The following is a 19,059-nucleotide window of genomic DNA, read 5'->3' as shown; positions in this document are numbered from 1 at the left end:
GTCTGCCTGTCAAATAAACGAGTTTTTCATCCGCCTTTCATATTCGTTGCACATTTTTGCGCTTAACCTTGTAGGCAACACTTGAGAGCAATCCGTGGATTATCGACTAACCTATTGAAAACGCATCATCTTTAGCCCCGTTTTGTATCCTGCGGGCTGTAGTTTTGCCCAATGAACGCTGCTGTTTTCACGCTTGAAGTCGCTTTAGCCCGAGGTCATGAATCTTTGAAACCCTACCCTATTCATTGCGTGTCGATCGTTATCCCGGTCTACAACGAACAAGAAAGCCTGCCTGAGTTGCTGCGCCGCACCACGGCAGCCTGCAAGCAATTGGCTTACGAATACGAAATCATCCTGGTGGATGACGGTAGCCGCGACAATTCGGCCCAACTGCTCGAAGACGCCGCCGCCGAAGACGGCAGCAATGTGGTGGCGGTGATCCTTAACCGCAACTACGGCCAGCACGCGGCGATCATGGCCGGCTTTGAACAGTGCCGTGGCGAAGTGGTGATCACCCTTGACGCCGACCTGCAGAACCCGCCGGAAGAAATCCCGCGCCTGGTCGAGCAAGCCGCCCTGGGCTACGACGTGGTCGCCACCGTGCGTAATAACCGCCAGGACTCGGCCTTCCGCCGCTGGCCCTCGCGCTTGATCAACCTTGCCGTGCAGCGCTCTACCGGCGTGGCCATGACCGACTACGGCTGCATGTTGCGCGCCTACCGCCGCACCATCGTCGACGCCATGCTCGCCTGCCGTGAGCGCAGCACGTTCATCCCGATCCTGGCTAACGGCTTTGCCCGCCACACCACGGAAATCCTGGTGCACCACGCCGAACGTGAGCACGGCGAATCCAAATACAGCGCCATGCGCCTGATCAGCCTGATGTTCGACCTGCTGACCTGCATGACCACCACGCCCTTGCGCCTGCTGTCCATCGTCGGCTTCAGCCTCGCGGCGCTGGGCGTGCTGTTTGCCTTTGCCCTGATCGTCATGCGCCTGGCCTTCGGCGCCGACTGGGCTGGCGATGGCCTGTTCGTGCTGTTTGCGGTGCTGTTTGTGTTCACCGGTGGCCAGTTCATCGGCATGGGTCTTTTGGGCGAATACCTGGGCCGCATGTACAGCGATGTCCGCGCCCGCCCACGCTTCTTTATTGAAAAAGTGCTGCGCAACCAACCGGCAGCACCGGCTCCAGTCGTCGTGGTCGACGGCCTGGTGTCTTCCCATACTTCTACTTCTTCTTCGGATCAGGTCCAGTCATGAGTTCAAAAGCTGTTGTATTCGCCTACCACGATATTGGCTGCGCAGGCATTGAAGCGCTGCTCAGCGCCGGTTACGACATTGCCGCCGTGTTCACCCATGCCGATGACCCCAAGGAAAACAACTTCTACGGTTCCGTCGCCCAACTCTGCGCCCGCAATGGCATCCCGGTGCATGCACCGGAAGACGCCAACCACCCGCTGTGGATCGAACGCATCGCCAAGCTGAACCCGGAGTACATCTTCTCGTTCTACTACCGCAACCTGCTGAGCGAGCCGCTGTTGGCCACCGCCCGCAAAGGCGCGTTCAACCTGCACGGCTCGTTGCTGCCTAAATACCGTGGCCGCGCCCCGGCCAACTGGGTGCTGGTCAACGGCGAAACCGAAACCGGTGTGACCCTGCATCGCATGGTCAAGCGTGCCGATGCCGGCGCCATCCTGGCCCAGCAGAAAGTCACCATCGAGCGCACCGATACCGGCCTGAGCCTGCACGCCAAGCTGCGTGAGGCGGCCACGGCGCTGCTGCGTGATGCCCTGCCACAGCTGGCCCAGGGCAAGCTGATCGAAACCGCCCAGGATGACAGCAAAGCCACCTACTTCGGTCGTCGCACCGCCGCCGATGGCAAGCTGGACTGGAAAAAACCTGCCGAGCAACTGTTCAACCTGGTACGCGCAGTGACCCAGCCGTACCCGGGCGCCTTCTGCGCCGTGGGCGAGCACAAGCTGATCGTGTGGCAAGCCGACGTGGTCAAGGGCAACGAAGGTCTGGCGCCTGGCCGTGTAATCAGCGTCAACCCGCTGCGCATTGCCTGCGGTGAAGATTCCCTGGTGGTCAAGTTCGGCCAGCGCAACGAAAACGGCCTGTACCTGGCCGGCCCGTCCCTGGCCGATGAACTGGGCCTGGTGGATGGCTCCGTGCTACGCGGCGCCGAGTCGGGTCGCAAGCCGCGCCGTACCCGTGTGCTGATCCTGGGCGTGAACGGTTTTATCGGTAACCACTTGTCCGAGCGCCTGCTGCGTGACGACCGCTACGAAGTCTATGGCCTGGACATCGGCTCCGACGCCATCGAGCGCCTGCGCAGCCACCCGAACTTCCATTACGTGGAAGGCGACATCAGCATCCACACCGAGTGGATCGAGTACCACATCAAGAAATGCGACGTGGTGCTGCCGCTGGTGGCCATCGCCACGCCGATCGAATACACCCGTAACCCGCTGCGCGTATTCGAACTGGACTTCGAAGAAAACCTCAAGCTGGTGCGCTACTGCGTCAAGTACAACAAGCGCGTGATTTTCCCGTCGACCTCCGAAGTCTATGGCATGTGCCAAGACCAGTATTTCGACGAAGACACCTCCAACCTGGTAGTGGGCCCGGTCAACAAGCAACGCTGGATCTACTCCGTCTCCAAGCAACTGCTGGACCGCGTGATCTGGGCCTACGGCGACAAGGGCCTGAAGTTCACCCTGTTCCGGCCATTCAACTGGATGGGCCCGCGCCTGGACCGCCTGGACTCGGCGCGTATCGGCAGCTCCCGCGCCATTACCCAGCTGATCCTGAACCTGGTGGAAGGCACGCCGATCCGTCTGTTCGACGGCGGTGAGCAGAAGCGTTGCTTCACCGACATTGCCGACGGCATCGAAGCCCTGGCGCGCATCATTGATAACGACAATGGCGTCTGCGACGGGCAGATCATCAACATCGGCAACCCCGAAAACGAAGCCAGCATCCGCCAGTTGGGCGAAGAGCTGCTGCGTCAGTTCGAGGCCCACCCGCTGCGCCACAACTTCCCGCCGTTCGCTGGTTTCCGCGACGTCGAGAGCAAGGCGTTCTACGGCACGGGCTACCAGGACGTGGCGCACCGCAAGCCGAGCATCGACAACGCCAAGCGCCTGCTGAACTGGGAGCCGAGCGTAGAGATGAGCGAAACCATCGGCAACACGCTCGATTTCTTCCTGCGTGAAGCCATGCTTGAAATTGCGGATAAAAAGTAATGCAGGCAGGTCTTCGCATCGACGTCGACACCTACCGCGGCACCCGTGAAGGTGTGCCACGGTTGCTCGACTCCCTGGCCGAAGCCGGGGTCAAGGCGACGTTCTTCTTCAGTGTAGGGCCGGACAACATGGGGCGTCACTTGTGGCGCCTGATCCGCCCGCAGTTTTTGTGGAAGATGCTGCGCTCCAACGCGGCCGGCCTGTATGGCTGGGACATCTTGTTGGCCGGCACTGCCTGGCCAGGCAAGCCGATTGGCCGAGACCTGGGGCATTTGATGCGCCAGGCCAAGGCGGCCGGGCATGAAGTCGGCCTGCACGCCTGGGACCACCATGGCTGGCAGGCCAACACCGGGCGTTGGAGCGAGGCACAACTGGTCGAGCAGATTCGACGCGGCGTAGACACCTTGAGCGACATTCTCGGCGAGCGCATCGACTGTTCAGCGGCCGCCGGCTGGCGTGCCGATGAGCGTGTGGTGCAAGCCAAGCAAGGCTTCAACTTTCGCTACAACAGCGATTGCCGGGGCTCCAGTCTGTTTCGACCAACCCTGGCCGATGGCAGCGCGGGCACCCCACAAATTCCGGTAGACCTGCCGACCTTCGACGAAGTCGTCGGGCCGGCGGTGGCTGCCAACGATTTCAACCGCTTCATTCTTGATCGGTTCAACGCGTCAAAGCTGAACGTCTACACGATCCACGCGGAAGTAGAAGGGATTCTGATGGCCAATGATTTTCGCCAGTTGCTCGCCCAGGCCGGGCAGCGCGGCATCGAGTTCAAACCCTTGGGCGAGCTGTTGCCCGCGGATGTGACCACCCTGCCCCAGCAACAGCTGGTGCGCGGCGCATTGAGCGGCCGCGAGGGTTGGCTGGGAGTGCAGCAGGCATGATCCGCCGCTGGGCTTTGCCCCTGCTCCTGCTGGCGTTCGCCGTGTTCTACCTGCTGCCGTTGGCCACCCATGGCCTGTGGATTCCCGATGAGACCCGCTATGCGCAAATCAGCCAGGAGATGCTGCTGACCGGCAAGTGGGCCGCGCCGCACTTCATGGGCATTCGCTACTTCGAAAAGCCCGCCGCAGGCTATTGGATGATCGCGCTGGGCCAGGCGATCTTCGGGCAGAACCTGTTCGGCGTGCGGTTTGCCTCGGCGTTGAGCACCGGTTTGAGCATTTTGCTGGTGTACCTGGTCTCTCGTCGGTTGTGGAATGATCCGCAAAAAAGCCTGGTCAGCACGTTGCTCTACATGAGCTTCGTCAGCGTGGCCGCGCTGGGCGGCTATGCCAACCTGGACCCGCAGTTCACCTTCTGGGTCAACCTGACGGGCGTGGCCTTGTGGTTCTGTTTCGACAGCACCACGCGGCGTGCGCGCTTGTGGTCCTGGGCCTTGCTGGGCCTGGCATGCGGCATGGGCTTCATGACCAAGGGCTTTCTGGCCTGGTTGCTGCCGGTACTGGTCGCCCTGCCCTACGCCGTCTGGCAAAAACGTTTTGTCGAGTTGTGCAAATTTGGCCCTGTTGCCGTGGTGGTGGCGATTGCTGTCAGCGTGCCGTGGGCGTTGGCTGTGCACCTGCAAGAGCCGGACTACTGGCATTTCTTTTTCTGGCACGAGCACATCCAACGCTTTGCCGGTGAAGACGCCCAGCACGCCGAACCCTTCTGGTATTACCTGCCGCTGCTGGTAGGGTTCGCACTGCCGTGGGTCGCGCTGTTGCCGTCCGCGCTCAAGCAGGCCTGGCTGCAGCGGCGCGTGCCGAAAACCGCGTTCCTGCTACTGTGGCTGTTGATGCCCCTGGCCTTTTTCAGCCTGGCTAAAGGCAAGCTGCCCTCCTACATCATGCCGTGCATGCTCCCCCTGGCCTTGCTGATGGGCTCGGCCCTGAGCGACAAACTGGCTCAAGGTCGCGGCCGTGTGCTGCGCATCAATGGCTGGTTGAACCTGGTGATGGGTGTGCTGGTGTTGCTGGCCCTCAGCTGGTTCCAGTTGAAGAAGCCGGTCTACGAACCGGGTGAGGAAACCGTCAGCCTGGTGCTGGTGTTCATCTTTTTGTTCGGCTGGATCGTGGTCAATCTGCTGCAAGCGGCACGCCCCTTGGCATTGTGGGCCACGCCGCTGATCGGCAGTGGATTTCTGGTGCTGCTGGTGCCTGCGGCGTTGCCCCATTCGGTGGTTTACAACAAGACCCCGGACCAGTTCATCATTGATCACATCGACGAGTTGCAGCCCAGCGTTGCCCTGCTGAGCAACGACCTGGGCGCCGCGTCGGCGCTGTCCTGGCGCCTCAAACGCCCGGATATCACGCTGTACAACACCTCGGGTGAGGTCAAGTACGGCCTGGCTTACGAGGACACGGCCCCGCGTCTGGTCGACCGTAACCGCATCCAGACGTGGATGGCCGAAACCCGTCGTACCGGTGCGGTGGGCGTGGTGATGCGCGTCAATAGCACCGGCGAAAAGGAAGAACTCGCGCTGCTGCCTACTGACGGCAAGCGTTATGCGCAAGGCAAGATCGTGATCCTGATTTTCCCGCAGGTCGCGCCATGATCACCCTGCTGCTACTGCTCACGGCCTGCCTGCTCACCTGCATGGGCCAGGTCTCGCAAAAATTCGCCGTGGAGAGCTGGCGCGGCGTGCCGGACGGCTGGGTACCGAAACTGCGCTCGCCGTGGTTGTGGTCGGCGCTGGTGTGCCTAGGCGTGGGCTTGCTGGTGTGGCTGCTGGTGTTGCAGCGCCTGGAAGTCGGCATTGCCTACCCCATGCTCAGCCTGAATTTTGTGCTGGTCACGCTGATGGCGCGCTTTGTGTTTCACGAACCCATTGATGCCCGTCATTGGCTGGGTGTGGGGCTGGTGATTGCCGGCGTGGTCTTGCTGGGGCGCCAGGTATGAGCCGCATGCGGGGTTTCGCCCTGGCCCTGGGCAGTGTCGGCCTGGTGAGTGGCGCCCAATTGGGCATGCGCTGGAGCATGACGCGCCTGCCGCTGCCCACCCAATGGCTGGCTGCCTTCACGGATAACAGCATCGACCTCGGCGCCCTGGGCGTGGTGATCCTGGCGATCATCGCCTATGCGCTGTCGATGCTGTGCTGGCTCGGCGCACTGAAGCACTTACCCCTGGGCCGCGCCTATTCGCTGCTCAGCATCAGTTACGCGCTGGTGTATTTGCTGGCCGCCAGCCTGCCGGTGTTCAACGAAGATTTTTCGCTTTCAAAAACTCTGGGGGTGGCCTTGGTCATCCTCGGCGTACTGGTTATCAACTCTCGTCGTGCTAGCACCTCAAGTCCCAGGAATACCCCATGAAAATCAGTGTATTTGGTAGTGGTTACGTTGGTCTGGTTCAGGCCACGGTATTAGCCGAAGTCGGTCACGATGTCATTTGCATGGACGTTGACAAGCACAAAGTCGAGTCGCTGCAGAAGGGGCATGTGACCATCTTCGAGCCGGGCCTGGCAGCCATGGTCAAGGACAACCTGGAAAGCGGACGCCTGCGCTTTACCCACGACGAAAAACTCGCCGTCGAGCACGGTGAAGTATTGTTTATTGCTGTGGGCACGCCGTCGGATGAAGACGGTTCGGCCGACTTGAAATACGTGCTGTCGGTGGGTGATGCAGTTGCCCGCCATCGCGTGGCGCCGGTGATCCTGGTGGAGAAATCCACCGTACCGGTAGGCACCGGCGACACGTTGCGTGACCACATCCTCAATAACCTGCGTGCCGCCGGCCGTGAGCTGCAGTTCGATATCGTCTCCAACCCGGAATTCCTCAAGGAAGGCTCCGCCGTTGCCGACTGCCGCCGCCCGGACCGGATCATCATCGGCTGCGAGCGTGAAGAGGTGCGCGACGTGATGCGCGACCTGTACGCACCGTTCAACCGCAACCACGACCGCATCATCTTCATGGACCTGCGCAGCGCAGAACTGACCAAGTACGCCGCCAACTGCATGCTGGCCACCAAGATCAGCTTCATCAACCAGATCGCCGAGTTGGCTGAACACCTGGGTGCCGACATTGAGTCGGTGCGCCTGGGCATCGGTGCCGACTCACGCATCGGCTACCACTTTATCTACCCCGGCTGCGGTTATGGCGGCTCGTGCTTCCCCAAAGACATGCGCGCCCTGATCCACAGCGCCAAGCAGGCCAACTGCTCCAGCGACCTGCTCGAAGCCGTGGAAGCCATCAACCAGCGCCAGAAGAGCAAGTTGTTCGAGCGCATCAACGCGTTCTTCCAGGGCAACCTCAAGGGCAAGACGTTTGCCCTGTGGGGCCTGGCCTTCAAGCCCAACACCGATGACATGCGTGATGCCCCCAGCCGCGTGCTGATGGAAGCGCTGTGGGCTGCCGGCGCCAATGTGCGCGCCTTTGACCCTGAAGCCATGCAGGAAACCCAACGCATCTACGGCGATGACCCGCGCCTGATGCTGATGGGCACCCCGGAATCCACCTTGGGCGGCGCCGATGCGTTGATCGTGTGCACCGAATGGCAGCAATTCAAGGCGCCGGACTTTGACCTGATTCACCAGCGCCTGAAAACCCCGGTGATCTTCGACGGCCGTAACCTGTACGACGGCGAGCGCCTGGCGCGCAAAGGCTTCAAATACTTCCCCATCGGCCGCGGCGATTCCTGCGAGTTGCCGATCCCCCAGCAAAACTGGGTGGAACAGGTCAAGGACGCTTGCTAGGTGAACATCGCCTTACCGTCCGCGCAGCGCGCAACGATCCGCCACCAGTCGCTGGGGCTTGGGCTCTTGGCGCTGGTGCTGTTTATCGTCGGCAACTGGCACCAGGCGATCATCGGCTTTGATTCGCGCTTTGTGCTGTTTGCCCAGGAAATGCTGCGTCACGGGCCGAGTTTCTTTCCCACCACCTATGGTCAGCCGTATGCCGATTACCTGGCGACGTCGACCCTGTTGACGTGGCTGCTGTCGGTGCCCTTGGGCCAGGTCACCAGCCTGACGGCGTGGCTGCCCACTGCGGTCGCGTCGGCGCTGATTGTGGTGCTGGTCTATCGCCTCACTGCACCCTACTCGCCACGTTGGGGCCTGCTGAGTATTGCGATGCTGCTGCTCAGCAGTACGTTCATCAGCGAAACCCGTGCAGTCTCCCTCGACCAGATGCTCGCCGCCGTGGCGTTGGCGGTGTTCTACCTGGGCTACGCCCATGATCATTTCGCCGCAGCCAAGCGCCTGCATTGGGTGTTTTTGCTGGTGCTGCTGGGGTTTGCCATCCGTGGCCCGATCGGCCTGGTGATCCCTACGGGCGTGTTGTGCAGCTACTACCTGATCAACCGCCAGTGGCGCCAACTGTTCAGCTTCGGCCTGCTGGCACTGGCGCTGCTGGCGGCGTGTGTCGGCCTGTTGCTGCTGCTGGCCAAGCTCAGCGGCGGCGAAGATTTTATGCATGACGTGATTCGCATGCAGTTCCTGGGGCGCATGGATGGCAGCGAAGGTTCCGGTGGCGTGCTGTATTACTTCACCAGCTCCCTGGGCAACTACGCCCTGGCCTATCCAATCGCGTTGTTGGTGCTGCTGGCGGTGCTGATGGGCGGTCGACGTGCGCCGGACCCGGCATTGAAGCTGGTGCTCTACTGCGCGGCAGCCGGTGTGTTGGTGATGCTGGGGCTGTCGGTGCCCCAAGCCAAGAAAGCGCGCTATATCCTGCCGATGTTGCCGATGGCCGCGATCATTGCCGCGTATCCCTTCGCGGTCACACAAGGGCGACTGTTTGCGTGGCTGCGCGCCTTGATGCTGGGCATCTGGACGCTGTTGCCAACGCTGTTGGCCATTGGCTTGGTGGTGGCGCGGCGGCGCTATCCGGAACCGCTGGCCGACCTTGAGCTGATCTGCGTCGTGCTTGGCTTGCTTCAGGTGCTGGCCCTGCTGGCATTGTTCCGCTCGCGGCTGCGCACCTACGGTCCCGCCTTGGCCGCCGTACTCGCCCTCTGGACCACCTACATCATGGTGGTTGAACCCCTGGAGCGTCAGGTATATGACACCCGCACATTCAGCCTCGCCGTCAAGGCGCAGGTTCAACAGCAACCGGCGCCGCTGGTGTTGCACGCACTGGGCAAAGACGCGAAAGCCATCAAATTCATGGTCAACTTCGATTGCGACAAGGTTCCGCTGTTTACCCAATTGCCCGCCGAATTGAAACCGGTCCAGGCGCCGGCATGGCTGGTCATGAGCCAGGCTGATTTCCAGGCGCTGGACGATCCGCGCCTGCGTTCAATCACGCCAACGCTTACCGCAGCGTTCGACAAAACCCCCTATGTGTTGCTGCATTTGGCAAAAGCCTCGACGCCTTGAGTGCTTTTCCGGCTGCACTGTAAGAAGAACGCCCACTCCCTCCACGAGTGGGCGACTTTCATCATAGGTACCAAGAAAACACCTACATTTGTTTGCGTAATGGCTGGTGCACTTTCCCTTCCGGTGCTCGGAGCCCAACTGTAGACTCGCTGCCACGTGCACTTACTATCTACCACCCGATCGTCAGGACTGCCCTGAAACGCTTGGGTCAGGGCACTTCACAACAAGGACGTTGTAGGCTGCCCGCGCGCGATGGCTTACTTCATTGAGAGGACAATGCCGTGCGAGAAGACCTGTTAACCGTACCCTTACCCAGGCTGGATCGTTTGATGGCATTGCGTGACGCACTGGTGGCGTTAAAGGGGCCGTTGGCCGACGACCCCAGGCTGCGCGAAGACTTGCAAGCGCGCCTGTTCAACGAAGAAACCCATAGTCGCGTGCTGGGCAAAATCAACCCCGCTGCATCCGCGTCCACCGGGCAGATAACCTATGGCGAAGCCGGTTAACTGCATTTATTTTGCATTCAATGTTCATTAATATGCAGTGGCGCCACCAGATCAAGCGCGGCACACTGCGCAGGTTCCTTCCCCCAATGTTGGAACCTTCAAAGGGCTGTTCCGGGAAACCAGGCAGGCCTTTTTTTTCGCCCGCTGTTTATGGACCGTCTTTCAATGCTCGCTCGCTGGTTACCCGCTGCAATCAACACCCGTCCCGCCGAATGGAGCCGTGCAGCCATCGGCATGGCCCTGGGCACGCTGTTCAGTGTCTGGGCCTGTGCCCAGGTGTTCGGCATGGAGGTGGCCCTGCACCTGCTCGGCCCTCTTGGCGCATCGGCCGTATTGCTGTTTGCCGTGTCGTCGGGGGCGCTGGCCCAACCCTGGTCGATAATCGGCAGTTACCTGTGTGCAGGCGTCGTCGCGTTGCTGGTCGCCCGCGTCCTGGGGCGCACCTTGGGCAGCGCCTGCCTGGCGGCAGGCATGACGGTGATCCTCATCTGCTGGCTGCGCTGCCTGCACCCGCCGGCCGGCGGCCTGGCCATGACCCTGGTGCTGGCCGATCCGGCATCGGTCGGCCTCGGCTGGTACGAGCTTGCGCCGGTGATGCTAGGGGCCGGCGCCCTGCTCGCCTGCGCGCTGGCCTATAACAATGCCACGCGCACGCGTTATCCCAAGGGGCTTGCCGAGCCTGCCCCGGTTATCCTGGGCACTGCCACCGCCGTGAGCGAGCCGAGCATCACGGCAGCCGACCTCAAGCTAGCGTTGGCCGAGATGGAGCAGTTCTACGATGTCGAACCGACAGAGCTTGAACAACTGATCCACGCCGCCGAGGGCCATGCCCGGCGTCGCAGTATCGGTGAGGTTCTGGCCAGCCGGGTGGTTTGAGCGACACTGCATAAATGCAACAACGACCTGCATGATTCCAAGTTGTACGAGGCAAATTTGCACTGGTACGATCACGAGAGAGTTCGCCCGCGAACGTCTTGATAAAGAACAATAAAAGCAGGGAGTTAGAGATGACTGCTCAGGTTTCATCCCAAGCAAGCCACGCCGAGATCCAGCAGGATGCAGTTCTGGCACAGGTGCGTAACCATATCGGCCACCTCACCCTCAACCGCCCCGCAGGCCTTAACGCCATCACCCTGAACATGGTCCGCCAATTGGCCGCGCACTTGCAGGTCTGGGCCGACGACCCTGAGGTCTATGCCATCGTCCTGCGCGGCGCCGGTGAGAAGGCCTTTTGCGCCGGTGGCGACATCCGTTCGCTGTACGACAGCTTCAAGCAAGGCGACACCCTGCACCAGGATTTCTTCGTCGAGGAATATGCCCTCGACCTTGCCATCCACCATTACCGTAAACCCGTACTGGCGTTGATGGACGGCTTCGTACTCGGCGGTGGCATGGGCCTGGTGCAAGGCGCGGACCTGCGGGTGGTCACCGAACGCAGCCGCCTGGCAATGCCGGAAGTGGCCATCGGGTACTTCCCGGATGTGGGAGGCAGTTATTTCCTCTCGCGTATTCCTGGCGAACTGGGCACCTACCTTGGGGTGACCGGCGTGCAAATCCGCGCGGCGGATGCCTTGTATTGCGGGCTGGCGGACTGGTATATCGACAGCGCCAAACTGGTTGAACTGGATCAGAAGCTCGACCGTCTGCAATGGAGCGAGTCTCCCCTCAAGGACTTGCAAGGCGCACTTGCCAGGCTGGCCGTGCAGCAATTGCCCGACGCCCCGCTGGAGGCCTTGCGCCCGGCCATTGACCACTTTTTCGGGTTGCCGGACGTGCCCAGCATCGTCGAGCAACTGCAACAAGTCACCGTGGCCGATAGCCATGACTGGGCGCTGACCACCGCCAACCTCATGCAGACCCGCTCGCCCCTGGCCATGGCCGTGACCCTGGAGATGCTGCGCCGTGGCCGCCACCTGCCACTGGAACACTGCTTTGCCCTCGAACTGCACCTGGACCGCCAATGGTTCGAGCGCGGCGACTTGATCGAAGGGGTTCGCGCCCTGATCATCGACAAGGACAAGACGCCGAAGTGGAGCCCGCCCACCCTCCATGCGCTGGATGCCAGCCATGTGGAGAGCTTCTTCCGCGACTTCGCGCAGATTGAGAAATAAGCCATGCAAGATCTTGAATACACTGAAGAACAAGTGATGATCCGCGACATGGCGCGGGATTTTGCCCGTGGCGAAATCGCCCCCTACGCCCAAGCCTGGGAAAAAGCCGGCTGGATCGACGACGCCCTGGTGGCGAAGATGGGGGAGCTGGGCCTGCTGGGCATGGTGGTCCCGGAAGAATGGGGTGGCACCTATGTCGATTACGTGGCCTACGCCCTGGCCGTGGAGGAAATATCCGCCGGTGACGGCGCCACTGGCGCCTTGATGAGCATCCATAATTCAGTCGGTTGCGGGCCGATCCTCAACTACGGCACCACCGAACAGAAACACACCTGGCTGGCCGAACTCGCCAGCGGCCAGGCCATCGGTTGCTTCTGCCTGACCGAGCCCCAGGCCGGCTCCGAAGCCCATAACCTGCGCACACGCGCCGAACTGCGTGATGGCCAATGGGTCATCAATGGCGCCAAACAGTTCGTCAGCAACGGCAAGCGCGCCAAATTGGCCATCGTGTTCGCCGTGACCGACCCGGAACTGGGCAAGAAAGGCATTTCGGCGTTCCTGGTGCCGACCGACACCCCAGGTTTCGTGGTCGACCGCACCGAGCACAAGATGGGCATTCGTGCGTCAGACACCTGCGCCGTCACCCTCAACCAATGCAAGGTTCCCGAAGCCAACCTGCTGGGTGAGCGCGGCAAGGGGCTGGCCATCGCCCTCTCCAACCTGGAAGGCGGCCGCATTGGTATCGCCGCCCAGGCCCTGGGCATCGCCCGCGCCGCGTTTGAAGCCGCGCTGGCCTACGCCCGTGATCGGGTGCAGTTCGACAAGGCAATCATCGAACACCAGAGCGTGGCCAACCTGCTGGCCGACATGCAAACCCAGCTCAACGCTGCGCGCCTGCTGATCCTCCACGCCGCGCGCCTGCGCACCGCCGGCAAACCGTGCTTGTCCGAAGCCTCCCAGGCCAAGCTGTTCGCCTCGGAAATGGCCGAGCGGGTCTGCTCCAAGGCAATGCAGATTCATGGAGGGTATGGGTATCTGGAGGATTACCCGGTGGAGCGTTACTACCGGGACGCACGGATCACGCAGATTTACGAAGGCACCAGCGAGATTCAGCGGATGGTGATTGCCAGGGAGTTGAAAAACTACCAGCTCTGATGGGCATGACCCAAAGCCCTGTGGGAGCTGGCTTGCCTGCGATGCAGACACCTCGGTACATCAGTTAAACCGAGGCGATGCCATCGCAGGCATGCCAGCTCCCACCTTTGCTTTGCGGCGTTTGGCAGGGGTTACTTATCCTTGAATTGCGGCGCCCGCTTGGCCACAAACGCGGTCATGCCTTCTTTCTGGTCCTGGGTCGCGAACGCCGCATGGAACACCCGGCGCTCAAAGCGCACGCCTTCGGACAGGCTGACTTCAAACGCACGGTTCACGCTTTCCTTGACCATCATGCTGATCGGTACGGATTTACCGGCGATCAGGGCGGCCACTTTCAGCGCTTCTTCCAGCAATTCATCGGCGGGCACGATGCGCGCCACGATCCCGCAGCGCTCGGCCTCTACCGCGTCGATAAAACGCCCGGTCAGGCACATCTCCATGGCCTTGGCCTTGCCCACTGCACGGGTCAGGCGCTGGGTGCCGCCCATGCCTGGCAGCACGCCCAGGTTGATTTCCGGCTGGCCGAACTTGGCAGTGTCGCCGGCGAGGATAAAGTCGCACATCAAGGCCAGTTCGCAGCCGCCGCCCAGGGCGAAGCCATTCACGGCGGCGATGATCGGCTTGCGGCGGTTGGCCACGCGGTCGCTGTCGCTGAACAAGTCGTCCATGTAGATCTGCGGGTAGGTCAGCTCGGCCATTTCCTTGATGTCGGCACCGGCCGCGAAGGCTTTTTTCGAGCCAGTCAGCACGATGCAGCCAATTTCAGGGTTGGCTTCCAGGCTGTCCAGCGCCTGGTTCAGCTCACTGACCAGTTGTGCATTCAAAGCGTTCAGGGCGTTGGGGCGGTTAAGCGTGATCAGCCCCACACGGCCCTGGACGTCAAGCAGGATGGTTTCGTAACTCATGTATCGGCTCCTTAAAGATTGCGTGAGATGACCATGCGTTGAATATCGCTGGTGCCTTCGTAGATCTGGCAGACCCGCACATCGCGGTAGATCCGCTCCAGGGGAAAGTCGTTCAGGTAACCGTAACCGCCCAGGGTTTGCAAGGCGGCCGAGCAGACTTTCTCGGCCATTTCGGACGCAAACAGCTTGGCCATGGACGCTTCCACCAGCGCCGGCTTGCCACTGTCACGCAGGGCGGCGGCGTAATGCACCATCTGCCGGGCGACGGCGATCTGGGTGGCCATGTCGGCCAGGCGAAAGGCCACGGCCTGGTGTTCGACCAACGGCTTGCCAAAGCTTTCACGCTCACGGGCATAGTCGCGGGCCGCTTCGAAGGCGGCACGGGCCATGCCCACCGACTGGGAGGCGATGCCCACGCGGCCACCTTCCAGGTTGGCCAAGGCGATTTTGTAGCCCTCGCCCTCCTCGCCCAGACGGTTGGCCACCGGTACTTTCACGTCTTCAAACAGGATCTGGCAAGTGTCCGAGGCATGCTGCCCCAGCTTGTCTTCCACCCGTGCCACGGTATAACCGGGCGAATCGGTGGGCACGATAAACGCGCTGATCCCACGCTTGCCTGCGGCGGGGTCGGTGACCGCAAACACAATCACGATCCCGGCGTTTTGCCCGGAGGTGATGAACTGTTTGCAGCCGTTGAGTACATAGTGGTCGCCTTCAAGGCGCGCCCGGGTTTTCAGGCTGCTGGCATCGGAGCCTGCCTGGGGTTCGGTCAGCGCGAAGGCACCGAGCATGGCGCCACTGGCCAGGGGCGTGAGGAACTGCTCTTTCTGCTGGTCATTGCCAAACTTGAGGATCGGCACACAACCCACCGAGTTGTGCACGCTCATGATCGTGGAGCAGGCACCGTCGCCGGCGGCGATTTCTTCCAGGGCCATGGCGTAGGCCAGGTAGCCAGTGTCGCAACCGCCCCACTGTTCCGGGACCAGCATGCCGAAAAAGCCCAGTTCGGCCATTTGCGCAATGGCCTCCTTGGGAAAACGATGCTCGCGGTCCCACTCGGCGGCGAAGGGTTTCAAACGTTCCTGGGCAAATTGCCGGGCGGCGTCGCTGATCTGCAGTTGTTCGTCATTGGGCAACATAGGTCATCCTCAATACAAGCATTCAACGGCCATGGCCGTGGCTTCACCGCCGCCAATGCAGATAGCGGCGACGCCACGCTTGAGGCCCTTCTGGCGCAGGGCCGCGAGCAACGTCACCAGGATGCGTGCGCCGGAGGCACCAATGGGGTGGCCCAATGCACAGGCACCACCATGCACGTTGACCTTGTCATGGGGAATCTCCAGCTTGCTCATGGTCACCAGGCTGACCACGGCGAAGGCCTCGTTGATTTCGAACAGGTCCACCTCGTCGAGGCTCCAGCCGGTCTTGCTCATCAGTTTGCGAATCGCCCCCACCGGCGCCACCGGAAACAGCCCAGGCTCATCGGCAAACGCGGCGTGCCCGTGGATCACTGCTAACGGCTTGAGGCCGCGCTTGAGCGCCTCGGACTCACGCATCAGCAACAACGCCGCGGCGCCATCGGAGATCGAGCTGGAGTTGGCTGCTGTCACTGTACCGCCGTCACGGAACGCCGGTTTCAGGCTGGCAATCTTGTCCAGCCTGGCTTTCGGCGGTTGCTCATCGTGCAGAATGGTTTTTTGTTCTTTGCCCACGGTGACCTGCACCGGGACGATTTCACTGGCAAAGCTGCCGTGGGTGATAGCCTCTTGTGCGCGGGTCAGGGAAGCGATGGCAAACGCGTCCTGAGCTTCACGGGTAAAACCATTGTGCTCGGCGCAGTCCTCGGCAAAGGTGCCCATCAGGCGCCCCTTGTCGTAGGCATCTTCAAGGCCGTCGAGGAACATATGGTCCAGCACCTTGCCGTGGCCCATGCGGTAGCCGCTGCGCGCACGGTCCAGCAGGTACGGGGCGTTGGACATGCTTTCCATGCCGCCAGCGATCACTACATCGACACTGCCAGCGCGCAGCGAATCGTGGGCCAGAATCGTCGCTTCCATGCCGGAACCGCACATTTTGTTGAGGGTGGTGCAGCGCGTGCCCTTGTCCAGCCCGGCGCCCAAGGCAGCCTGGCGAGCAGGCGCTTGCCCAAGCCCGGCGGGCAGTACACAGCCAAACAGCACTTCGTCGACGGCATCGGTGGCGATACCGGCACGCTCGACCGCCGCACGAATGGCGGCTGCGCCCAGTTGCGGCGCGGTCAGGCTTTTGAGGTCGCCCTGGAACCCGCCCATGGGCGTGCGCACGGCGCTGACAATAACAATTGGATCGTTCATAGCCATTGCTCCTTATTTGGCGGCCATGCGCAAGGCACCGTCGAGACGGATCACCTCACCATTAAGCATGCTGTTTTCAATGATGTGGCGTACCAGCGCGGCATATTCGGCGGGTTTGCCCAGGCGTGGCGGGAACGGCACGCCGGCAGTCAGGGAGTTGCGGACTTCGTCGGTCATGCCGGCCATCATCGGGGTTTCGAAAATGCCGGGTGCAATGGTCATCACCCGGATACCAAAGCGCGCCAGTTCCCGCGCGGCAGGCAAGGTGAGGCTGGCGATCGCGCCCTTGGACGCGGCGTACGCAGCCTGGCCGATCTGCCCATCGAATGCCGCCACCGAGGCGGTATTAATGATGATGCCCCGCTCGCCGTCGGCATTCGCCTCGGTTTCAGCGATCGCCGCAGCGGCCAGGCGCAGCAGGTTGAAACTGCCGATCAGGTTGACGTTGATGACCTGGGCAAAGCTCGCCAGGCCGTGCGGGCCGTTCTTGCCGAGGATCTTCTCGCCACGCACGACACCCGCGCAGTTGACCAGACCGTGCAAGCCCCCAAAGGCCTCGACCGCCGCCGTCACGGCCGCTTCTGCAGCGGCTTCCTGGCTGATGTCCGCCACGGCGCTGCGGGCATTGTCGCCCAGTTGCTTGGCCTTGGCAGTCACGGCGTCGGCGTTCAAGTCCACCAGCATCACCTTGGCACCCGCGGCGACCAGCATTTCGGCCGTGGCCGCGCCGAGGCCCGACGCGCCGCCGCTGACCAGGAATACCTTGTTTTCAATCTGCATCGTTGTTTCCTTTTAAAAGGGTCAAGCCACGGCCGCCTGGGCCTTGGCTATTTCCTGATTGCGCAAAATAAAGCGTTGCAGCTTGCCGCTCGGGGTCTTGGGCAAGTCGCTGACAAATTCGATTTCCCGCGGGTACGCATGGGCGGCCAGGCGCTGGCGCACATGCAGGCGCAGCTCTTCAGCCAGCTCCGGGGTGGCGCGGTATTGCTCGCTGATCACCACAAAGGCTTTGACCAGCTCAGTGCGCTCCGGGCAAGGCTTGCCGACCACGGCAGCCTCGACCACCGCCGGGTGTTCGACCAACGCGCTTTCCACGTCGAAGGGGCCCACGCGGTAGCCGGATGTAGTGATCACGTCGTCGCTGCGTCCGACAAAGCTGATGCTGCCGTCCGGGTTCAGCTCCACGGTATCGCCGCTGAGGTAGTACTTGCCGACGAACGCCTTGGTTTTCACGCCGTCGTACCCGGCAAACCAGCACATAGGCGATTGCTCGCGGTCGATGGCCAGGATGCCGGGTTGGCCGGCTGGCAGCTCCTGATGGTTGTCATCCAGCACCACGATGCGATGCCCTGGCGAGGCAAAACCCGCCGAGCCCACGTGCACCGGATGCGCCAAACCATGGTGATTGCACAGCACCATGCCCAGCTCGGTCTGGCCGTAATGGTCGTGGATGGTCACGCCCAGGTGGTCGGCGAACCAGCGGATCACCTCCGGGTTCAAAGGCTCACCGGCGCTGCTGACGATGCGCAGCTTGCCCTTGATCGAACCGGCGAACTGTTCGCCACCGGCAATCAACAGCCGATACGCCGTGGGCGAACCGGTCAGGTTGGTGATCGCGTATTTATTGATGACCCGGCAGGTGCTTTCCAGGGTGAACGGGCCATCGTAGAAGGTGATCGGGTGCCCCATGGACAACGGCCCGGTCACGCCGAAATAGATGCCATAGGCCCAGCCAGGGTCGGCAACGTTCCAGAATGCGTCCTCGGGGCGCAAGTCCACGGCGTCGCGCATGTAGCCCTGGAACGCGACGATGGCCTTGAGCGGTACCGACAGCGCCTTGGACGGGCCGGTGGTGCCGGAGGTGAACATCAGCAGGAACGGCTCCTCTGCGCCCAGCAGCACCGGCTCGCAGTGAGAAGAGTAGCTGGGCAGTTCGGCCCAGAAGCTGTAGTCGCCCCGCACGATACCTTCGCCCTTGGCTCCGGCGACCGTGACGATGGTCGGGCAGTCGGCGACTTCCGCCAGCTTGGGACGGTTCACTGCATCGGTGACCACCAGCGCTGCGCCCGAGCTGTTCAAGCGATGTTCAATTGCCTTGGGTCCGAACGCGGTAAACAGCGGCTGATAGACCGCGCCGATGCGCCACGTCGCCAGCACGACCACCAACAATTCGGCAGTACGGGGCAACAGGCCCGCCACCTTGTCACCGCGCTTGACGCCCTGGGCCAAGAGGAAGTTGGCGAAACGCGCGGCCTGCTCTTGCAGTTCGGTAAAGGTTGACGTGGCGCTGCGTCCGTCCTTGCCCTCCCAGAACAACGCGATGCGCCCCGGCAACGCGTGACGGTCACAGCATTCCACGCAGGCATTGAGCGCTTGCAGGTTGCCGGCCAGTGCGGCGTCGACGGTGTGCTGGTAATCAAACTCGGTGGTGGCAGCCAAATACTCACGCATCGCTTCCTATCCTTCTGTGTTTTTATTTTCAGGACGTTTTCAACTCGAGAAAAGCGCT

17 protein-coding genes are annotated in these 19,059 nt (G+C 61.9%); 12 read left to right on the top strand and 5 right to left on the bottom strand.

Annotated features, from left to right (window positions below; all coding sequences use genetic code 11):
• Window positions 1-225: 225 nt before the first annotated feature.
• The 12 genes from arnC to JMV15_RS08385 all read left to right on the top strand — a co-directional run bounded on the left by arnC (window position 226) and on the right by JMV15_RS08385 (window position 13,312).
• Window positions 226-1,260: an undecaprenyl-phosphate 4-deoxy-4-formamido-L-arabinose transferase gene (arnC, locus tag JMV15_RS08440; RefSeq protein ID WP_003191219.1), complete on the top strand. Its 1,035-nt coding sequence runs from the start codon at window positions 226-228 to the stop codon at window positions 1,258-1,260.
• Window positions 1,257-3,248: a bifunctional UDP-4-amino-4-deoxy-L-arabinose formyltransferase/UDP-glucuronic acid oxidase ArnA gene (gene arnA / locus JMV15_RS08435; protein ID WP_038450150.1), complete on the top strand. Its 1,992-nt coding sequence runs from the start codon at window positions 1,257-1,259 to the stop codon at window positions 3,246-3,248. Before arnC ends, arnA begins: the two co-directional genes overlap by 4 nt.
• Window positions 3,248-4,132 carry a 4-deoxy-4-formamido-L-arabinose-phosphoundecaprenol deformylase gene (gene arnD, locus JMV15_RS08430; RefSeq protein WP_038450152.1) on the top strand — a complete coding sequence of 295 codons (885 nt, stop codon included), beginning with the start codon at window positions 3,248-3,250 and terminating at the stop codon, window positions 4,130-4,132. Before arnA ends, arnD begins: the two co-directional genes overlap by 1 nt.
• Window positions 4,129-5,784, top strand: a complete 1,656-nt coding sequence (gene arnT / locus JMV15_RS08425; RefSeq protein ID WP_038450154.1) for a lipid IV(A) 4-amino-4-deoxy-L-arabinosyltransferase — start codon at window positions 4,129-4,131, stop codon at window positions 5,782-5,784. The genes arnD and arnT overlap by 4 nt, the downstream gene beginning before the upstream one ends.
• Window positions 5,781-6,128: a 4-amino-4-deoxy-L-arabinose-phosphoundecaprenol flippase subunit ArnE gene (gene arnE, locus JMV15_RS08420; RefSeq protein ID WP_038450156.1), complete on the top strand. Its 348-nt coding sequence runs from the start codon at window positions 5,781-5,783 to the stop codon at window positions 6,126-6,128. Before arnT ends, arnE begins: the two co-directional genes overlap by 4 nt.
• The gene (gene arnF, locus JMV15_RS08415) at window positions 6,125-6,538 is read left to right on the top strand and encodes a 4-amino-4-deoxy-L-arabinose-phosphoundecaprenol flippase subunit ArnF (RefSeq protein ID WP_014718467.1); all 414 of its coding nucleotides are present in this window, start codon (window positions 6,125-6,127) and stop codon (window positions 6,536-6,538) included. The genes arnE and arnF overlap by 4 nt, the downstream gene beginning before the upstream one ends.
• On the top strand, window positions 6,535-7,917 hold the full coding sequence (locus tag JMV15_RS08410) for a UDP-glucose dehydrogenase family protein (protein WP_014718468.1): 1,383 nt from the start codon (window positions 6,535-6,537) through the stop codon (window positions 7,915-7,917). The genes arnF and JMV15_RS08410 overlap by 4 nt, the downstream gene beginning before the upstream one ends.
• The gene (locus tag JMV15_RS08405; RefSeq protein WP_038450158.1) at window positions 7,918-9,540 is read left to right on the top strand and encodes an ArnT family glycosyltransferase; all 1,623 of its coding nucleotides are present in this window, start codon (window positions 7,918-7,920) and stop codon (window positions 9,538-9,540) included. It abuts the gene before it with no gap.
• A 317-nt stretch (window positions 9,541-9,857) separates the two neighbouring features.
• Entirely contained in the window at window positions 9,858-10,046 is a 189-nt protein-coding gene (locus JMV15_RS08400; RefSeq protein ID WP_256200704.1) for a type VI secretion system contractile sheath small subunit, read from the top strand.
• A 165-nt stretch (window positions 10,047-10,211) separates the two neighbouring features.
• On the top strand, window positions 10,212-10,922 hold the full coding sequence (locus JMV15_RS08395) for an HPP family protein (protein ID WP_019817055.1): 711 nt from the start codon (window positions 10,212-10,214) through the stop codon (window positions 10,920-10,922).
• Window positions 10,923-11,053: 131 nt separating this feature from the next.
• On the top strand, window positions 11,054-12,157 hold the full coding sequence (locus JMV15_RS08390) for an enoyl-CoA hydratase/isomerase family protein (protein WP_038450159.1): 1,104 nt from the start codon (window positions 11,054-11,056) through the stop codon (window positions 12,155-12,157).
• A gap of 3 nt (window positions 12,158-12,160) precedes the next feature.
• Window positions 12,161-13,312, top strand: a complete 1,152-nt coding sequence (locus JMV15_RS08385; protein WP_014718473.1) for an acyl-CoA dehydrogenase family protein — start codon at window positions 12,161-12,163, stop codon at window positions 13,310-13,312.
• Between the two features lie 131 nt (window positions 13,313-13,443).
• Here JMV15_RS08385 and JMV15_RS08380 read toward each other — a convergent pair whose 3' ends face one another.
• The 5 genes from JMV15_RS08380 to JMV15_RS08360 are packed head-to-tail and all read right to left on the bottom strand — an operon-like array spanning window position 13,444 to window position 19,001.
• Window positions 13,444-14,217, bottom strand: a complete 774-nt coding sequence (locus tag JMV15_RS08380) for an enoyl-CoA hydratase (RefSeq protein ID WP_038450161.1) — start codon at window positions 14,215-14,217, stop codon at window positions 13,444-13,446.
• 11 nt (window positions 14,218-14,228) lie between these two features.
• Window positions 14,229-15,356 carry an acyl-CoA dehydrogenase gene (locus JMV15_RS08375; RefSeq protein WP_019817058.1) on the bottom strand — a complete coding sequence of 376 codons (1,128 nt, stop codon included), beginning with the start codon at window positions 15,354-15,356 and terminating at the stop codon, window positions 14,229-14,231.
• Window positions 15,357-15,365: 9 nt separating this feature from the next.
• Window positions 15,366-16,550 carry an acetyl-CoA C-acyltransferase gene (locus tag JMV15_RS08370; protein WP_014718476.1) on the bottom strand — a complete coding sequence of 395 codons (1,185 nt, stop codon included), beginning with the start codon at window positions 16,548-16,550 and terminating at the stop codon, window positions 15,366-15,368.
• 12 nt (window positions 16,551-16,562) lie between these two features.
• The gene (locus JMV15_RS08365; RefSeq protein ID WP_019817059.1) at window positions 16,563-17,330 is read right to left on the bottom strand and encodes an SDR family NAD(P)-dependent oxidoreductase; all 768 of its coding nucleotides are present in this window, start codon (window positions 17,328-17,330) and stop codon (window positions 16,563-16,565) included.
• 21 nt (window positions 17,331-17,351) lie between these two features.
• Window positions 17,352-19,001 carry an AMP-binding protein gene (locus JMV15_RS08360; RefSeq protein WP_014718478.1) on the bottom strand — a complete coding sequence of 550 codons (1,650 nt, stop codon included), beginning with the start codon at window positions 18,999-19,001 and terminating at the stop codon, window positions 17,352-17,354.
• Window positions 19,002-19,059: the final 58 nt, after the last annotated feature.

This window comes from Pseudomonas paracarnis (assembly GCF_904063055.1).
GTDB classification, from domain to species: Bacteria; Pseudomonadota; Gammaproteobacteria; order Pseudomonadales; family Pseudomonadaceae; genus Aquipseudomonas; species Aquipseudomonas paracarnis.
Note: the sequence above shows the minus strand (reverse complement) of the source record. Positions and strands in the feature narration are given on the sequence as shown.

Excerpts from the sequence above, each read along its gene's own strand:
- arnD (WP_038450152.1), top strand. The coding sequence starts at position 3,248 with ATGCAGGCAGGTCTTCGCATCGACGTCGACACCTACCGCGGCACCCGT.
- JMV15_RS08410 (WP_014718468.1), top strand. The coding sequence starts at position 6,535 with ATGAAAATCAGTGTATTTGGTAGTGGTTACGTTGGTCTGGTTCAGGCC.
- arnT (WP_038450154.1), top strand. The coding sequence starts at position 4,129 with ATGATCCGCCGCTGGGCTTTGCCCCTGCTCCTGCTGGCGTTCGCCGTG.
- JMV15_RS08375 (WP_019817058.1), bottom strand. The coding sequence starts at position 15,356 with ATGTTGCCCAATGACGAACAACTGCAGATCAGCGACGCCGCCCGGCAA.
- arnF (WP_014718467.1), top strand. The coding sequence starts at position 6,125 with ATGAGCCGCATGCGGGGTTTCGCCCTGGCCCTGGGCAGTGTCGGCCTG.
- arnA (WP_038450150.1), top strand. The coding sequence starts at position 1,257 with ATGAGTTCAAAAGCTGTTGTATTCGCCTACCACGATATTGGCTGCGCA.
- JMV15_RS08365 (WP_019817059.1), bottom strand. The coding sequence starts at position 17,330 with ATGCAGATTGAAAACAAGGTATTCCTGGTCAGCGGCGGCGCGTCGGGC.
- arnE (WP_038450156.1), top strand. The coding sequence starts at position 5,781 with ATGATCACCCTGCTGCTACTGCTCACGGCCTGCCTGCTCACCTGCATG.
- JMV15_RS08360 (WP_014718478.1), bottom strand. The coding sequence starts at position 19,001 with ATGCGTGAGTATTTGGCTGCCACCACCGAGTTTGATTACCAGCACACC.
- JMV15_RS08370 (WP_014718476.1), bottom strand. The coding sequence starts at position 16,550 with ATGAACGATCCAATTGTTATTGTCAGCGCCGTGCGCACGCCCATGGGC.
- JMV15_RS08390 (WP_038450159.1), top strand. The coding sequence starts at position 11,054 with ATGACTGCTCAGGTTTCATCCCAAGCAAGCCACGCCGAGATCCAGCAG.
- JMV15_RS08380 (WP_038450161.1), bottom strand. The coding sequence starts at position 14,217 with ATGAGTTACGAAACCATCCTGCTTGACGTCCAGGGCCGTGTGGGGCTG.
- JMV15_RS08385 (WP_014718473.1), top strand. The coding sequence starts at position 12,161 with ATGCAAGATCTTGAATACACTGAAGAACAAGTGATGATCCGCGACATG.
- JMV15_RS08395 (WP_019817055.1), top strand. The coding sequence starts at position 10,212 with ATGCTCGCTCGCTGGTTACCCGCTGCAATCAACACCCGTCCCGCCGAA.